The sequence below is a fragment of the Streptomyces sp. NPDC030991 genome (assembly GCF_055571235.1).
In genome coordinates this window covers 113,911-128,816 of sequence record NZ_JBVIFR010000013.1, presented here as the reverse complement: position 1 = coordinate 128,816, position 14,906 = coordinate 113,911, and the positions used below count along the sequence as shown (strand labels likewise).

18 protein-coding genes and 2 pseudogenes are annotated in these 14,906 nt (G+C 73.5%); 12 read left to right on the top strand and 8 right to left on the bottom strand.

What is annotated here, in order from left to right; all coding sequences use genetic code 11:
* Positions 1-26: 26 nt before the first annotated feature.
* Both ACZ45E_RS24455 and ACZ45E_RS24450 read left to right on the top strand, forming a co-directional pair.
* A complete protein-coding gene (locus ACZ45E_RS24455; protein WP_468223944.1) occupies positions 27-854 on the top strand; it encodes a DeoR/GlpR family DNA-binding transcription regulator in 828 nt (275 codons plus the stop codon).
* Between the two features lie 89 nt (positions 855-943).
* Positions 944-1,423, top strand: a complete 480-nt coding sequence (locus ACZ45E_RS24450; protein ID WP_468223943.1) for an SRPBCC family protein — start codon at positions 944-946, stop codon at positions 1,421-1,423.
* A 55-nt stretch (positions 1,424-1,478) separates the two neighbouring features.
* On the opposite strand, the gene cds1 is transcribed toward ACZ45E_RS24450, so the two are convergent.
* Complete coding sequence (cds1, locus tag ACZ45E_RS24445; RefSeq protein ID WP_468224286.1) at positions 1,479-2,621, bottom strand: L-cysteine desulfhydrase Cds1; 1,143 nt, start codon at positions 2,619-2,621, stop codon at positions 1,479-1,481.
* 326 nt (positions 2,622-2,947) lie between these two features.
* Between cds1 and ACZ45E_RS24440 the strand changes: the two genes are divergently transcribed.
* Together ACZ45E_RS24440 and ACZ45E_RS24435 are read left to right on the top strand one after the other, a co-directional pair.
* Positions 2,948-3,262: a hypothetical protein gene (locus tag ACZ45E_RS24440; RefSeq protein WP_468223941.1), complete on the top strand. Its 315-nt coding sequence runs from the start codon at positions 2,948-2,950 to the stop codon at positions 3,260-3,262.
* Between the two features lie 205 nt (positions 3,263-3,467).
* On the top strand, positions 3,468-3,980 hold the full coding sequence (locus ACZ45E_RS24435) for an ATP-binding protein (RefSeq protein WP_468223938.1): 513 nt from the start codon (positions 3,468-3,470) through the stop codon (positions 3,978-3,980).
* Between the two features lie 73 nt (positions 3,981-4,053).
* On the opposite strand, the pseudogene ACZ45E_RS24430 reads toward ACZ45E_RS24435, so the two are convergent.
* Both ACZ45E_RS24430 and ACZ45E_RS24425 read right to left on the bottom strand, forming a co-directional pair.
* A pseudogene (locus ACZ45E_RS24430) lies at positions 4,054-4,249 on the bottom strand (ATP-binding cassette domain-containing protein); the annotation flags it as partial.
* Complete coding sequence (locus tag ACZ45E_RS24425) at positions 4,246-4,530, bottom strand: SHOCT domain-containing protein (RefSeq protein WP_468224284.1); 285 nt, start codon at positions 4,528-4,530, stop codon at positions 4,246-4,248. The gene ACZ45E_RS24425 and the pseudogene ACZ45E_RS24430, both read right to left, overlap by 4 nt.
* 194 nt (positions 4,531-4,724) lie before the next feature.
* Here ACZ45E_RS24425 and ACZ45E_RS24420 point away from each other — a divergent pair, with 194 nt between their 5' ends.
* From ACZ45E_RS24420 to ACZ45E_RS24400, 5 genes are all read left to right on the top strand, one after another.
* Positions 4,725-5,321, top strand: coding sequence for a TetR/AcrR family transcriptional regulator (locus ACZ45E_RS24420; protein WP_468223936.1), 597 nt, complete (start codon positions 4,725-4,727; stop codon positions 5,319-5,321).
* Between the two features lie 10 nt (positions 5,322-5,331).
* The gene (locus ACZ45E_RS24415) at positions 5,332-5,733 is read left to right on the top strand and encodes a (R)-mandelonitrile lyase (protein WP_468223933.1); all 402 of its coding nucleotides are present in this window, start codon (positions 5,332-5,334) and stop codon (positions 5,731-5,733) included.
* Positions 5,734-5,747: 14 nt separating this feature from the next.
* Complete coding sequence (locus ACZ45E_RS24410) at positions 5,748-6,332, top strand: DUF4865 family protein (protein WP_468223930.1); 585 nt, start codon at positions 5,748-5,750, stop codon at positions 6,330-6,332.
* Positions 6,326-7,240, top strand: a complete 915-nt coding sequence (locus ACZ45E_RS24405) for a phosphotriesterase family protein (protein ID WP_468223928.1) — start codon at positions 6,326-6,328, stop codon at positions 7,238-7,240. The genes ACZ45E_RS24410 and ACZ45E_RS24405 overlap by 7 nt, the downstream gene beginning before the upstream one ends.
* A gap of 105 nt (positions 7,241-7,345) precedes the next feature.
* Positions 7,346-7,606, top strand: coding sequence for a hypothetical protein (locus ACZ45E_RS24400; protein ID WP_468223925.1), 261 nt, complete (start codon positions 7,346-7,348; stop codon positions 7,604-7,606).
* Between the two features lie 11 nt (positions 7,607-7,617).
* Here ACZ45E_RS24400 and ACZ45E_RS24395 read toward each other — a convergent pair whose 3' ends face one another.
* From ACZ45E_RS24395 to ACZ45E_RS24380, 4 genes and pseudogenes are all read right to left on the bottom strand, one after another.
* Positions 7,618-8,874 (bottom strand): ROK family protein, encoded by a 1,257-nt coding sequence (locus tag ACZ45E_RS24395; protein WP_468223923.1) that lies wholly within the window; start codon positions 8,872-8,874, stop codon positions 7,618-7,620.
* 81 nt (positions 8,875-8,955) lie between these two features.
* A pseudogene (locus tag ACZ45E_RS24390) lies at positions 8,956-9,539 on the bottom strand (alpha-ketoglutarate-dependent dioxygenase AlkB).
* Between the two features lie 23 nt (positions 9,540-9,562).
* On the bottom strand, positions 9,563-10,423 hold the full coding sequence (locus tag ACZ45E_RS24385; protein ID WP_468223920.1) for a class II fructose-bisphosphate aldolase: 861 nt from the start codon (positions 10,421-10,423) through the stop codon (positions 9,563-9,565).
* A gap of 95 nt (positions 10,424-10,518) precedes the next feature.
* Positions 10,519-11,403 carry an SIS domain-containing protein gene (locus tag ACZ45E_RS24380; RefSeq protein WP_468223917.1) on the bottom strand — a complete coding sequence of 295 codons (885 nt, stop codon included), beginning with the start codon at positions 11,401-11,403 and terminating at the stop codon, positions 10,519-10,521.
* A gap of 153 nt (positions 11,404-11,556) precedes the next feature.
* Between ACZ45E_RS24380 and ACZ45E_RS24375 the strand changes: the two genes are divergently transcribed.
* From ACZ45E_RS24375 to ACZ45E_RS24365, 3 genes are all read left to right on the top strand, one after another.
* Positions 11,557-12,336, top strand: coding sequence for a DeoR/GlpR family DNA-binding transcription regulator (locus ACZ45E_RS24375; protein ID WP_468223915.1), 780 nt, complete (start codon positions 11,557-11,559; stop codon positions 12,334-12,336).
* Between the two features lie 75 nt (positions 12,337-12,411).
* On the top strand, positions 12,412-13,626 hold the full coding sequence (locus tag ACZ45E_RS24370) for an MFS transporter (RefSeq protein ID WP_468223912.1): 1,215 nt from the start codon (positions 12,412-12,414) through the stop codon (positions 13,624-13,626).
* A 64-nt stretch (positions 13,627-13,690) separates the two neighbouring features.
* Positions 13,691-14,428, top strand: coding sequence for a maleylpyruvate isomerase family mycothiol-dependent enzyme (locus ACZ45E_RS24365; RefSeq protein WP_468223909.1), 738 nt, complete (start codon positions 13,691-13,693; stop codon positions 14,426-14,428).
* A 30-nt stretch (positions 14,429-14,458) separates the two neighbouring features.
* Here the strand turns inward: ACZ45E_RS24365 and ACZ45E_RS24360 are convergent, their stop codons facing one another.
* Complete coding sequence (locus ACZ45E_RS24360) at positions 14,459-14,869, bottom strand: MarR family winged helix-turn-helix transcriptional regulator (protein ID WP_468223907.1); 411 nt, start codon at positions 14,867-14,869, stop codon at positions 14,459-14,461.
* Between the last annotated feature and the right edge of the window lie 37 nt (positions 14,870-14,906).

Below are 14,906 nucleotides of genomic sequence, written 5' to 3'. Positions count from 1 at the left end.
GATTGGGCGAAGGGATCCGACGGGACGTGAGCGAGAATCAGAACCTCCTCGCAGAGCAGCGCCGCGCCCTCATCCTCGACGAGGTCCGCCGCCGCGGTGGCGTCCGGGTCAATGAGCTGACCAGGAAGCTCGGCGTCTCCGACATGACGGTCCGCCGTGATCTCGACGCGCTGGCCCGCCAGGGCGTCCTGGAGAAGGTGCACGGCGGCGCCGTGCCGGTCGTCGAGGCGAGTACACACGAGCCGGGCTTCGAGGCGAAATCGGGCCTGGAGCTGACCGCCAAGGAGGACATCGCGCGCGCCGCCGCGACGCTGGCCGCGCCCGGCAGCGCCCTGGCCCTGTCCGGGGGGACGACGACGTACGCGCTGGCGCAGCAGTTGCTCGACGTGCCGGACCTGACGGTGGTCACCAACTCGGTGCGGGTGGCCGATGTGTTCCACGCGGCGCAGCGCAGTTCCGGCACCCGGCCGGGCGCGGCGACCGTGGTGTTGACCGGCGGGGTGCGCACGCCGTCCGACTCGTTGGTGGGGCCGGTCGCCGATCAGGCCATCGCGGCGCTCCACTTCGACGTGCTCTTTCTCGGGGTGCACGGGATAAGCGCGGAGGCGGGCCTGTCCACGCCGAACCTGGCGGAGGCGGAGACGAACCGGCGGCTCGTGCAGTCCGCGCGGCGTGTGGTGGTCGTGGCCGACCACACCAAGTGGGGGACGGTGGGCCTGAGTTCGTTCGCCTCCCTCGACCAGGTGGACACGCTGGTGACCGACGCGGGGCTGCCGGTCGAGGCGCGCGCCGAGGTCTGTGAGCATGTGCGGCTCGTCGTCGCCGGTGAGCCGGATTCCGGTACAGACATCTGACAGGGCGCTGGTTAGGGTGACCGCGTCCGGTCAACCAGTCTGTTCCGCTCGCCCGTCGGGGCGTCCTGTTTCTTGGGGGCTGAACGTTCATGGCACGCCACCTCCGGCCCGTCGGTCCGGACTTCGCCGAGACCGCTCCGCTGCGGCTCGTGTTCGCCCGCGAGGTATCGGCCTCGCCCGCGGCGGTCTACCGGGCGCTGGCCGAGGATGTCGCCGGGTGGCCCCAGTGGTTCTCGGCGGTGACGCTGGCGCGGCCGCTGGACGGCGGGGCGCGGCGGGAGGTCCGGCTCAGGGGCGGGACGCGGTTCCTGGAGACGGTCGTCGCCGCCGAGCCGGACGCGGTGTACGCGTACCGGGTCGACGAGACCAACGCGCCGGGGATGCGGGCCCTGTTGGAGGAGTGGCGGATCACGGCCGTGCCCGGTGGGGCCCGGGTGCAGTGGACCTTCGCGGCGGACGGTGCCGCGCCGCTGAGGTGGGGCCTGAAGGCGGGCCGGGCCGGGCTCGGGCGGGCGTTCCGGGACGCGGTGAGGGCGCTGGAGCGCCGTCTTGCCGCCGCCCCCGCGTGAGGGCGTCCTCACCCACCCCGTATACGTCCGGAGCCGGCGGGCCCGCGGCCTCGCGTCAGCCGGGCCACTTCCCCGTGGCCAGCAGCAGGTCGATCGTCCGCGCGTAGGGACGGATGTCCAGGCCCTGCCGCTCCAGCCACTCGTCCGAGTAGTACTTGTCGAGGTACCGGTCGCCCGGGTCGCACAGCAGCGTGACCACGCTGCCCTTGCGGCCGGTCGCCACCATCTCCGCGACGATCTTGAGCGCGCTCCACAGCCCGGTGCCCGTCGAGCCGCCCGCCTTGCGGCCGATCGACCGCTCCAGGGCGCGGACCGCCGCGACGCTCGCCGCGTCGGGCACCTTCATCATCCGGTCGATGGCGCCCGGCACGAAGCTCGGCTCCATGCGGGGGCGGCCGATGCCCTCGATGCGGGAGCCGCAGTCGCTGGTCGCGTCGGGGTTCTCCGTCGTCCAGCCCTCGAAGAAGCACGAGTTCTCGGGGTCGGCGACGCAGACGCGGGTGTCGTGCTGCATGTAGTGCACGTAGCGGGCGAGGGTCGCCGAGGTGCCGCCGGTGCCGGCCGTCGCGACGATCCAGGCTGGGCAGGGATAGCGCTCCAGCTCCATCTGCCGGTAGATCGACTCCGCGATGTTGTTGTTGCCGCGCCAGTCCGTCGCCCGCTCCGCGTACGTGAACTGGTCCATGTAGTGGCCGCCGGTGCGGGCGGCGAGGGCCGCGGCCTCCTCGTACATCGTTCTGGAGTCGTCGACGAAGTGACATCGGCCGCCGTGGAACTCGATCAGTCGACACTTCTCGGCGCTCGTCGTACGCGGCATCACCGCGATGAAGGGCACCCCGATCAGCTTCGCGAAGTACGCCTCCGAGACCGCTGTCGAACCGCTCGACGCCTCGATGACGGGGCGCTCCGGCCGGATCCAGCCGTTGCACAGCCCGTAGAGGAAGAGCGAGCGGGCGAGCCGGTGCTTGAGGCTGCCGGTGGGGTGGGTCGACTCGTCCTTCAGATACAGGTCGATGCCCCAGTGCTCGGGGAGCGGGAAGCGCAGCAGGTGCGTGTCGGCCGAGCGGTTGCTGTCGGCCTGCACCTTGCGGACGGCCTCTTTGAGCCACGTCCGGTATGCGGAGTCCGTGTGGTCGACGTCGAGCGTCGGCATCGGCTCGCCGGGCGTTCCCTCGTCCCGTGGACGGCCCTGCTGCATCATGCTCACCGCGCGGCTCCTTCGCGTCGTTCCGCGCGTCGGGCCGGGCGGAACTCCGTGCGAAGGGGTGCCGAGCGAACCGGTGCGGACCCGGTCGGAGATGACCGGACACCTCGATCATAGACACCTTCCACACCCTTCTCACCTGCATAAACATGTCTTTGAGGGGCTCAAAGGCGCGCCTGGTGGAGGTGGGGAGCGCCTGTGCGCGGGGCGCGCATTCCAGCTGCTCCCGCCGTGTCCGCCGCGTCCAGCCGGGCACTGGTGCTCCTGGCCAGGTGCGTGCAGACTGCACCGCACGGACGCACTCAAGGGGGCGAAAGGGCATGGCGGAGCCGGAGTTCACGGCGACGGGCGTGCGGATCGGGCGGCGGCTGCGCTCGCTGACGCGGGCCGGACAGATCCGGATCAGGGGCGGCAGGCTCGAACTGCTCACGAGTTACGGCAGCGAGATCGACAGCGCGCCTCTGCGTGAAGTCCGCGCGGGCAAGCCCTGGTTCGGCTCCGACGACCAGGCCACGGCGGAGGTGGAGGGCAGGCGGTATCTGCTGCGGCTCGGCGGCCAGAGCGCGGAGGCCGGACCGCCGGCGGCCCGCAGGTTCATCGAGGCCGTCCGCAGCGCCGCGGCGCGCACCACCTGACCGCTCCCGGCACTGTCCGTGATCGGCGCGGTTGCAGCACCGCACCCCCTGGGCCACGCTGGACACACATCACTACTCAGGGTTTACCGGCGATAACGCTGCGAACCAGCCCGCCGGACACGTAGCGGGCGGTCCTGCCACAGCGTGATCGTTCCGCTCGATCCGTTCTCGTCTTCTTCCGGACCTATTTCGGGGAGTCGCAGCCGTGATCAGCCAGCCGAGCAGGCATTGCACGGTGGAGCTCCAAGCCCTGCCGTCGCGGATCGGACAGGTCCGCAGAATCGTATCGGCGCAGTTGCGCCACTGGCATCTCGATCCGTTGGTGGAACTCGCGGAGCTCGGTGTCACCGAGTTGCTGACGAACGTCCACCGGCACGCCGAACCGGACAAGAGGTGCACCGTGGAGATCGAGCTGCTCGAGGAGCGGCTCACCCTTTCGGTGCACGACCACGATCCACGACTTCCCGTGGTGCGTGACATGGACTCGCTCGCGACCTGTGGGCGCGGTCTCGCGATGGTCGCCGCGGTCAGCGAGAGCTGGGGCGTGCGGCCGTACGGCGAGGACGGCAAGGTCGTCTGGTTCACCCTGCCCGCCCCCTCCCCCGCGGCGGCCCCGCCCTCACCCCCGGTCCACGGACCGACAGCCGCCCTGTCTCCCGACGCGCCCGAGCGGTACGTGTCGGAGCATGCTCCCGCCCGGTCGGCCGTCGCAGGCTGACCGGGCGGTGATGACCTGGGGCAGCGCTCCGCGCGTCACTCGGTGGCGATCGCCCGGAGCACGGGGCGAGGCCGAGCGTGTCGAGCCCGGCCGCGCAGTGCGTAGCGTGGACTTGCCGGAGCCGGAGGGGCCCATGAGCGCGGTGAACCGTCCCGCGCGGAAGTCGACGCTCACGCCGTCGAGGGCGCGGACGGCGGTGTCGCCGGCCCGTAGACCTTGACGGCGTTCTCGAAACGCGCCGCGGTCCGGGTGAGCGTCGAGGTGGTCATGCCGCACCGCCCTCGACGTGCCCGAACTCCTCGTTCAGGACGCTCAGCCGGCGCCAGTACTCGTCCTCGTCGATCTCCCCTGCCGCGAAGCGGCGGCCGAGCACGGCGATCGGCGCGTGCTCGTCGCCGCGCGGCCCGGGCCGCCAGGGCCCCCGTCGGCCGCGCCCGGCGGTGCGGCGCAGCAGGGTGACGACGCCGAGCACGGCGGCCGCCCAGATCAGTGGGAAGAGAAGGATCCACGGGCCGGGGCCGTCGGCGCCGAAGTGCGCGAGGGTCTGCATCTGACTCATCTCCCGGAAGGGTTCTGCGTGCGGTGGGTGATGAGTCGAGCGTCGCGCCGGGAGGGGGTCGCAGTCGTCGTACGGCCAGCGGCACCCGGCGTACCACCGTGGGAGTACGCGGCGGGGCGCGGGTCTGCTTCCACCCTCGCTCCTGCCGCACTTCTGCCGGACTCTTGCCGACTGTAACTACTGGTATGTACGGTGACGCCATGAGCACTCAGGAGCGACTGATCGAGACCACCCGTGAGCTCCTGTGGGAGCGCGGCTACGTCGGGACCAGCCCGAAGGCGATCCTGCGGCGCGCGGACGTCGGCCAGGGCAGCATGTACCACCACTTCACCGGCAAGCAGGATCTCGCACTGGCCGCGATCCGGCGCACCGGTGAGGAGATGCGCGCCACGGTCGACCGGCTGCTCGGCGCCGGGGAGTCGGCGTACGAGCGGGTCGAGGCGTACCTGCTGCGAGAGCGTGACGTCATGCGCGGCTGCCCCGTCGGGCGGCTCACGATGGACCCGGACGTGATCGCCAGCGAGGAGCTGCGCGCCCCCGTCGACGAGACCATCGCCCACGTGAAGGCCCGGCTCGCCGAGGTGCTCCAGGACGGCGTCGACCGGGGCGAGTTCGGGGCGCACCTGGTGCCGCGCGACATCGCGGCGACGATCGTGGCGACCGTGCAGGGCGGTTACGTCCTGGCGCGGGCCTCGGGCGACACCGACGCCTTCGACGCGGGCGTACGCGGCCTGCTCGCACTCCTCGCCCCGTCCGCCGCCCGCACCCCTTCGACCGACTGAGGACAGCACCGTGCACATCACGCGTACCCGCCCCGACACCCGGCAGGGACCGGCCGAGCACTTCACCGGCACGGTCTGGCTCGACGAGGTCGCGGCGCCCGAACCCCCGTCCCGGCTGCGGATGTTCAACGTCCACTTCGCCCCCGGCGCCCACACCGCCTGGCACACCCATCCGCACGGCCAGGTCCTGCACGTCCTTGAGGGCGAGGGGCGGGTGCAGCGGGAGGGTGGTGCCGTGGAGGTGATCCGGGCGGGCGACACCGTCTGGATCGAGCCGGACGAGTGGCACTGGCACGGCGCGGGGCCGCGCACCTTCATGACGCATCTGGCGGCCGTCGAGGCGGCGGCCGACGGAACCACCGCCCACTGGGGCGCGCACGTCGGCGACGACGCGGCCCGCCCGGCGCTCTGAGGAGGGGCGCGACCATGCACGCGATGCAGTACGAGATCACGCTCCCGGCCGACTACGACATGGGGATCGTCCGCGAGCGGGTGGCGACACGGCACGGGGCCACCGACACGTTCGAGGGGCTCGGCGTCAAGGCGTACCTGATGCGGGAGAGGGGCGTCGGCGGTTCACCGGTGAACGCGTACGCGCCGCTGTACCTGTGGCGTACCCCGCAGGGCATGAACGCGTTTCTGTGGGGCCCGGGGTTCCAGGGTCTCGCGGCCGACTTCGGGCGGCCCGTGGTCCAGCACTGGACGGGAGTGGCGTACGAGGAGGGCCGTCCCGGCGGAGGCCCTGCGCGGTCAGCGGTGCGACGGCGTACACCGGTCGAGGCGGGCGCCGATCTCCCGGAGCTGATCGCCCGGTCCGTGGCCGAGGTGGATCAACTCGCCGCGACGGGCGGGGCGTTGCTGGCAGCGGCGGCCGTGGACCCGCGCACCTGGGAGCTGTTGACCTTCTCCCTGTGGGACCACGACTCCCCCGGGGCGCCCGGCGACCTCTACCAGGTGCTGCACCTGTCGCAGCCCGAGCGTGACCTGCTGTCGCGCGGGAGGCAGTGGTGAGCGGGTTCGTCCGCACGGTCCAAGGCGATGTGTCTCCGGGGGAGTTGGGCGTGGTCGACGCCCACGATCACCTCTTCTTCCGCAGCCCCTTGCTGCCCGGGCAGGAGCTGGACGACGCGGACCTGGCCCGGCGGGAGCTGACGGCGTACGCGGCTGCCGGCGGTGGCACTGTCGTGCAGTGGACGCCGTACGGGCTCGGACGGCGGGCCGGGGAGCTGCCCGCACTGGCGGCGGCGACGGGTGTGCGCGTCGTGGCCGCGACGGGGATGCATCAAGCGGCCCACTACGCACCGGAGTTGCTCGCCTCCCGCGCGGACGACCTCGCCGAGGTGTTCGTGCGCGAGCTCACCGAAGGCATCGCGGGCAGCGGCGTACGGGCCGGGCTGATCAAGGTGGCCGGCGGGTTCCACGCGCTGGACGCGCACGCGCGGTGGACGATGCGGGCCGCCGCCGAGGCCCACCACGCGACCGGGGCGCCGATCGCCGTCCACCACGAGCTGGGTACGGGCGCACTCGACGTACTGGACCTGCTGTGCGGGGAGTTGGCGGTGCCGGCGCGGCGCGTGATCCTCGGCCACCTCAACCGTTCGCCCGACCTCGTGACCCAGCGGGAGGCCGCGCGGTCGGGGGCGTATCTCGCCTTCGACGGCCCCTCGCGGGCCAACCACGCCACGGACTGGCGCATGCCGGACGCGATGGCGGCGCTCGCCGAGGCCGGGCACGCGGACCGGCTGCTGCTCGGCGGCGACACCACGACGGCCGGGGCCCGGTCGGTGAGCGGCGGCCCCGGGATGCCGTATCTGCTGCGCCGGGTGCGGCCGCGGCTCGTGGCGGCGCTGGGCGAGGAGACGGTGGAGCGGGTGCTGGTGGGCAACCCCGCGGAGGCGTTCGCGGTGGAGTGGGCGTGAGGCGCCGGGGCGGCCCCGGAAGGCGGCCCCGGGCCCCCGCGGGTGCGGCACGCCTCTGGTATTGCACCGAGCGATGGCCTCGTCGGCGTCACCCTGAACCCGGCGATGGCGGTCCGGGTGCAGCGCAGGGCGAACGCGGGCGCGCTCGTGAACTCCGTGCACACCTCGTTCATCACGCTCGGCATCGTCCTGGCGACCTCGGTGGGCGGCGTCGCCATCGACGCGTACGGGCTGCGGGCGCCGCTCTGGCTCGGGCTGACGCTCGCCGCCCTCGGGATCGCCTCCCTGGTACCGGATCTGATGGAGCGCCGGAAGAGGACCGTCGCGGTGGCCGGGGAGCCCGAACGGGTCGCCGTCCAGGTTTGACGGCGCACAGGTCAGAGGTGCGCGAGCGCGCCCAGGGGGTCGTCGAGCACCGGCTGCCAGGCCAGCTCGGCGGCCCCGACCAGGCTGTTGTGGTCGAGCGTGCACGCCAGGATGGGCACGCCGCCGCTGCGCCCCCACAGGCTGCGGTCGGCCACCACCGCGCGCAGCCGCTCCGGGGCGGCGTCCAGCAGCGTGCGGTGCAGCCCGCCGAGGATGATCCGGTCCGGGTTGAGGATGTTGACCAGCCCGGCGAGGCCGAGGCCCAGGCGGTCGACGAGCGTCTCGACGGCCCTGCGCACCCCGAGGTCGTCCGGTGCCTCGCGCAGCAGCCCGTGGGCCTGCTCGAGGAGCGAGCCGTCGGAGTCCGGGGTGCGGCCCGCGGCGGTGAGGAAGGCCAGCGGGTCGGCCTCCACGTCCAGACAGCCGCGGCTGCCGCAGTGGCAGGGGCGGCCCTCGGGGTTGACCGTGAGGTGCCCGACCTCCAGCGCCAGCCCCGAACTGCCCGTGTGCAGACGGCCGTCGAGGACCAGGGCGCCGCCGACGCCGCGGTGGCCGGTGGCGACGCACAGCAGGTCGCGGGCGCCGCGTCCGGCGCCGTGCCGGTGCTCGGCGAGCGCGGCGAGGTTCACGTCGTTCGCGGCGAACGCCGGGACGCCCAGGACGGCCTCGCGCACGCAGTCGGCGAAGATCTGCCGTACCGGGGACCCGGCGGGCCACGCCAGGTGCAGCGGGTTGAGGGCGGTGCCCTCGGGCTCGGCGACGGCGGACGGCACGGCGAGCCCCGCGCCGACGCAGCGGAGCCCGGTGGACTCCAGGAGCCGGACGCCCGCCTCCACGACGGAGCGCAGCACGTCCGCCGGGTCGGGGTCGATGATCTCGCAGCCGGGGGTCGTGGCGACGATGCGGCCGCCGAGTCCGACGAGCGCCGCGCGGTACCCGTCGGCGTGCACCTGCGCGGCGAGGGCCACCGGCCCGTCCTCGGCGACCGAGAGGCGGTGCGAGGGGCGGCCCTGCGAGCCGGCCGCGGCGCTCGGCCGGGCGTCGATCCGGATGAGGCCGAGCGCTTCGAGTTCGGCCGCCACCGCACCCGCCGTGGCGCGGGTCACACCGAGTTCGGCGGTGAGGACGGCGCGGGTCGGCGCCCGCCCGGTGTGGACGAGTTCGAGCGCGGGACCCAGCGCGCTGCGCCCCCGCTCCAGGCGTGGTGGCCGCGCGGGCCCGCCGCCCGCCGTGTGCTCCCCGTCCCCGGAGGCCGCCCTGCCGCCCATCAGCAACTCCTCGCCCTGATCACGGTCAGGAATGGTAGCCGGTGAACGCGGGCCGCCCGGTCGGCGAAGACCCCCGGCTCCTCACAGGCCGCTGACGCGCAGGGTGACGTCGAGCCGTCCTGTCAGCCCCAGTTCCGGCGGGGCGGTCCCGGGCAGGGTGCGGGTCTCGGTGTTCCCGATGGGGAGTGCGTGCCGGGAGTCGGGGCGCGGACGGGGGTTCAAAGGCAGGCTCTCAGCGACACGACGGGCGCGGCCGACTTCTCGTCGCGGTCTTTGTGCGGGCCCATGCGGGCGTCGCCGTCGCAGTAGGTGACCAGCGCGATGCCGTACGTCTCCGGTGGAGCCCCGTCGCCGTACGCGGCGCGCACCGCGCGCCGGCCGAGGGCGGCCGGCTCCGGCGGCATCGCCTTCACCGGCTACCCGTCGCCGTCGACGGCGGTGCGCGCGTATCCGTACGGGTACCAGTGCAGGCCGAGCCCGAACTGGCGCACCGTCCGGCCGCCGCCGGGCAGCCGCACCTCGCGCACCCCGGCCGGCGGCCTCGCCCACGTCCGGCACGCCTCGACGAGCGCGCGCTGCTGCGCCGGGTCGAGCCAGTCCGGGACGTGGACGGCGCCGGGGGCGATCTCCTCGGGTTCGCGGGCGAAAAGGCCGGGTCCGGTCATGCCCCCCTCCTGCGCCCCGCGGCTCAGCCCCGCAGCACTGTGATCAGTTCGCCGACGGTCCGGGACATGGCCTCGCGCCCGACCGTCAAATACTTGCGGGAGTCGACGGCGTCGGGGTGCGCCGCGAGGAACTCCCGGATGGCGGCGGTCATCGCGATGTTCAGCGCCGTGCCGACGTTGACCTTGGCGATGCCGCCCCGCACGGCCGCCGCCAGCTCGTCGTCGGGCACCCCGGAGGAGCCGTGGAGCACGAGCGGTACGCCGAATTCGCGCAGGCCCTCGGCGAGCCGCTTGAGGAGGTCGTGGTCGAGGGTGGCGGTGCGGGTGGTCATGGCGTGCGAGGAGCCGACCGCGACGGCGAGGGCGTCCACCCCGGCATCGGTCACGAACGCGCGGGCCTCGCCCGGGTCCGTACGGGCGCCCGGCGCGTGCGCGTCGAGCGGCGCGGCCCCGTCCTTGCCGCCGACCTCGCCCAACTCGGCCTCCACCCAGAGGCCGTTGGCGTGCCCCCAGTCGGCGGCGGCGCGGGTGGCGGCGAGGTTCTCGTCGTAGGAGAGGCGCGCGGCGTCGTACATCACCGAGCTGAATCCGGCGTCGACGGCCTGCCGCAGCAGGTCGTCGCTCTGTACGTGGTCGAGGTGGAGGGCGACGTCGACGCGGGCCTGTTCGGCGATCGCCGCAGCGGCGCGGGCCAGCGGCAGGAGCCGGCCGTAGCGGTAGCGGACCGCGTTCTCGGAGATCTGCAGGATGACGGGCGCGTCCACGGCCTCGGCGCCGGCCACGACGGCCTCGACGTGTTCGAGCGTGATGACGTTGAAGGCGGCGACGGCACCGCGCCGGGCCGCGGCGGCACCGACGAGCGTCCCTGTTGCTGCGAGGGGCACTGCCCCTCCTTTCGAATGGCAGGGCGGAGCGGTCAGAGTCCGTCTTCGAACCCCCATCGTCCGCGGGGAGCGGGCGGGAGTCCGAGGACAGGCGCTCAGCCGGCGGTCAGGATCACCGAGCGCGTGAGGTGGCGGGGCTGGTCGGGGTCGAGGCCCTGGCGCGCGGCGACGGCGACGGCCAGTCGCTGGGCGCGGACGAGCTCGGCCAGCGGGTCGAGACGGCCCTCGACCCAGTGGGCGCCGGTCGCGGCGACCTGCTCGGCCAGGCCCTCGGGCGCCTCGCCGAACATCCACGTGGCGGTGCCGGCGGTGGTGACGCTGATGGGGCCGTGGCGGTACTCCATCGCCGGGTACGCCTCGGTCCACGACAGGGACGCCTCACGCATCTTCAGCGCGGCCTCGTTGGCCAGGCCGACGGTCCAGCCGCGGCCGAGGAAGGTGAACTGGCCGCATTCGGCGAGCCCTTCGGGCAGCGGCTCGCCGAGTGCGGTGCGCGCGTCGGCGACGGCCTGCTCGGTGTGGAGTCCGAGGTGGGCGCGGAGGAGGGTGAGCGCGGTGGTGGCGAAGCGGGTCTGCACCACGGACCGCTCGTCGGCGAAGTCGAGGACGACGAGGTCGTCGGCGGCCGTCCTGATGGGCGTGTCCGGGTCACCGGTGATCGCGGTCGTGCGGACCTTGCCCTTGAGGGCGGCCAGCAGTTCGAGTACCTCGGTGGTGGTGCCGGACCGGGTCAGTGCCACCACCCGGTCGTAGGCCCGCCCGGCCGGGAACTCCGACGCCGCGAACGCGTCCGTCTCGCCCTGCCCGGCCCCCTCCCGCAGCGCGGCCGCGGCCTGCGCCATGAACCAGGAGGTGCCGCAGCCGACGATCGCGACCCGCTCCCCCGGCGCCGGCAGCGCCGCCTCGTGCGCGGGGGCCAGTCCGGCGGCCCGCGTCCAGCACTCCGGCTGGCTGTTCAGCTCGTTCTCGACATGGCTCATGCCGTACCCACTCCCGGTCTGCCGTGCGCACGCAGACGCGCCGCGCGATGCTTGTTCGTGCAAGATATAGCTAGCTTTCAATCACTATCAAGCAATCGCGCGCAAACAGCTAGGGTCGGTCCGACTCAGCCGATCGACAATTGGAGGCCGCGGATGTCCCGCGACGCCCGCTGGAAGTCCCTCCTTGAGCTGCTCGTCGAGCGCGGCCGCCTCGACGTGGAGGAGGCGGCGGGCGAACTGGGCGTCTCCGCCGCGACGATCCGCCGCGACTTCGACCAGCTCGCGGAGCAGCAGATGCTGGTGCGCACCCGCGGCGGCGCCGTCGTGCACGGCGTCAGCTACGAACTCCCGCTGCGCTACAAGACCGCGCTCGGCGCCGCCGAGAAACAGCGCATCGCCAAGGCCGTCGCCGAACTCCTCACCCCCGGCGAGGCGGTGGGGCTCACCGGCGGCACGACGACCACGGAGGTCGCACGGGCGCTCGCCGTCCGCCCCGATCTCGCCTCGGGCACCCCGGCCCTGACCATCGTCACGAACGCCCTCAACATCGCCAACGAGCTGGCGGTGCGCCCTCAGTTCAAGATCGTGCTGACCGGCGGCGTCGCCCGTCCGCAGTCCTACGAGTTGATCGGGCCGCTCGCCGACGGCGTACTGGGCCAGGTCACGCTGGACACGGCGGTGCTCGGCGTCGTGGGCCTCGACGTCACGCACGGCGCCTCCGCGCACGACGAGGCGGAGGCGGCGATCAACCGGCTGCTGTGCGAACGGGCGGAGCGCGTCGTCGTCGCCGCGGACTCCAGCAAGCTGGGCCACCGGGCATTCGCGCGGATCTGCGACCTGGCGCAGGTGGACATCCTCGTCACGGACACCGCCGCCGACCAGGAGATGCTCGGCCGGTTCGAGGAGGCGGGGATCCAGGTCGTCGCGGTCTGAACGCCCCGCGGCGCAGCGGTTTCCGCCCGGCGAACCCCCTTGTCCCGGGCGGAGGGCGGCCCGTACCCTGACTTTGTGCCGCGATTGAACAAACTCGGGACCGTCAGCGCCGACGGACCGCCCCTCCCGCCCCCCTCCCTGACCCGACTGCGTACCGCCCTCACCGTCTTCTTCGCCCTCGACGGATTCGTCTTCGCGGGCTGGGTGGTACGCATCCCCGCGATCAAGGAGCAGACGGGGGCGTCGGCGAGCGCGCTCGGACTGGCGCTCCTCGGGGTGTCGGCGGGTGCCGTCATCACGATGATGCTGACGGGCCGGCTGTGCCGCCGGTTCGGCAGCCACACGGTGACGGTGGTCTGCGGGGTGCTGCTCCCGCTCACCGTCGCCCTGCCCCCGCTGACCCACTCGCCGCTCGCCCTCGGCCTCGTCCTGCTGGTCTTCGGGGCGGCGTACGGCGGGATCAACGTGGCGATGAACAGCGCCGCCGTCGATCTCGTCGCCGCGCTCGGCCGGCCGGTCATGCCGAGCTTCCACGCCGCGTTCAGCCTCGGCGGCATGGTCGGTTCGGGCCTGGGCGGCCTGGTCGCGGGGCACCTCTCCCCCACCCGGCATCTGCTGGCGATCACCGTGATCGGACTCGTGGTCACCGCGGCGACGGCCCCGACCCTGCTGCGCCGGACCCCGCCGCGCCCCGCGGCACCCGTCCGCGACGACGCGCCGCGCCACCTCGGCCGCGGGACCCGCGGCCTGGTCCTGGTCCTCGGGCTCATCGCCCTGTGCACGGCCTACGGGGAAGGGGCGCTCGCGGACTGGAGCGCGCTCCACCTGGAGCAGGACCTGCACGCCCACCCGGGCGTCGCGGCAGCCAGTTACTCCTGCTTCGCGCTGGCCATGACCATCGGCCGGCTCTCCGGCACGGCGCTGCTCGAACGGCTCGGCAGGACACGGACCGTGGTGTACGGCGGGGCGACCGGCGCGGCCGGGATGCTGCTCGGCTCGCTCGCGCCCTCGGTGTGGCTGACCCTGCTCGGCTTCGCCGTCACCGGGCTCGGCCTCGCGAACATCTTCCCCGTCGCGGTGGAGCGGGCCGGGGCGCTCGCGGGCCCGACCGGCGTCGCCGCGGCGTCGACCCTCGGCTACGGCGGCATGCTGCTGGGGCCGCCCGCGATCGGTTTCATGGCGGACTGGTTCTCACTGCCGACGGCCCTGACGAGCGTGGCGCTGCTGGCGGCGGTGGCGGCCACCATCGGCTTCACGACCCGCGGCACCGGCAAGCCTGCCACGCCCTGAATCCCGGCACCCGAATCCGCGAAACACGTACCGCCGGGCGCACTTCACCCAGCACACTCACCGCATGGAGATTGCCGAACACCTTCACGTTCTGGACACCGAGGGCCGCCGGCTCGCGGCGGCCGCCGAACTGGCGGGCGTCGACGCCAAAGTGCCGACCTGTCCCGGCTGGCAGATCCGCGACCTGCTGCGGCACACGGGCATGGTGCACCGCTGGGCCGCGGCGTTCGTCGCCGAGGAGCACCAGGCGTTCCACCCCGACGGGGGCTTGCCCGACCTCGACGAGGAGCCGCTGCTCGACTGGTTCCGGCAGGGGCACACGTATCTCGTCGAGACGCTGACGCAGGCGCCGCCCGACGTGCGGTGCTGGGCGTTCCTGCCGGCACCGTCGCCGCTCGCCTTCTGGGCGCGGCGGCAGGCGCACGAGACGACGGTGCACCGGGTCGACGCCCAGTCGGCGCTGACGACGGCGCCGGACCCGATCTCCGAGGACGTCGCGGTCGACGGGATCGAGGAGCTGCTGCTCGGACTGCACGCCCGGCAGAAGAGCCAGGTGCGGTCCGAGAGCCCCAGGGTGCTGCGGGTCCGCGCGACGGACGCGGACGCGCTGTGGACGGTCCGCATCTCCCAGGAGCCGCCGTCGGCCGAGCGGGGCGCGACGGGCGAGGCGGACTGCGAGCTGGCGGGGCCCGCCGCCCGCCTCTACCTCTCGCTGTGGAACCGGCTGCCGTTCCCGTCCCTGACGGGCGACGCGTCGGTGGCCGCGCTGTGGCGGGAGCGCTCCGCGATCACCTGGGGCTGAGCCACCGCCCCGGCCGCGAGCCGCGGGCCGTCAGACGCCGGGTTCCAGCATCCGGCTGAGGACGGCCCGCTGCAACGGCCGTACCTCGCCGTGCAGTTCGCGGCCCTTCGGGGTGAGGCAGACCCGCACCCCGCGCCGGTCCTCGCTGCACATGCCGCGCTCCACGAGTCCGTCCTTCTCCAGACGTCCGACGAGACGGGACAGGGCGCTCTGGCTCAGATGGACCTGCGCGGCGATCTCCTGCACCCGGAACCCGTCCGTGCCGTCCTCGGCAGCGCCCTCGGCGAGCACGTCGAGGACCTCGAAGTCGCTCGCGCCCAGGCCGTGTCGATGCAGCTCACGGTCGAGCTCGCACATCGTGCGCGCGTGCACCGCGAGGATGTCCCGCCATTGATCCACGAGGCCCGACGCGGCCCTCGCTCCCGACTTTCCTGCCGCCATGAGCGCACCGTAGCAGAGAAAACCTCTTTGTTGCATC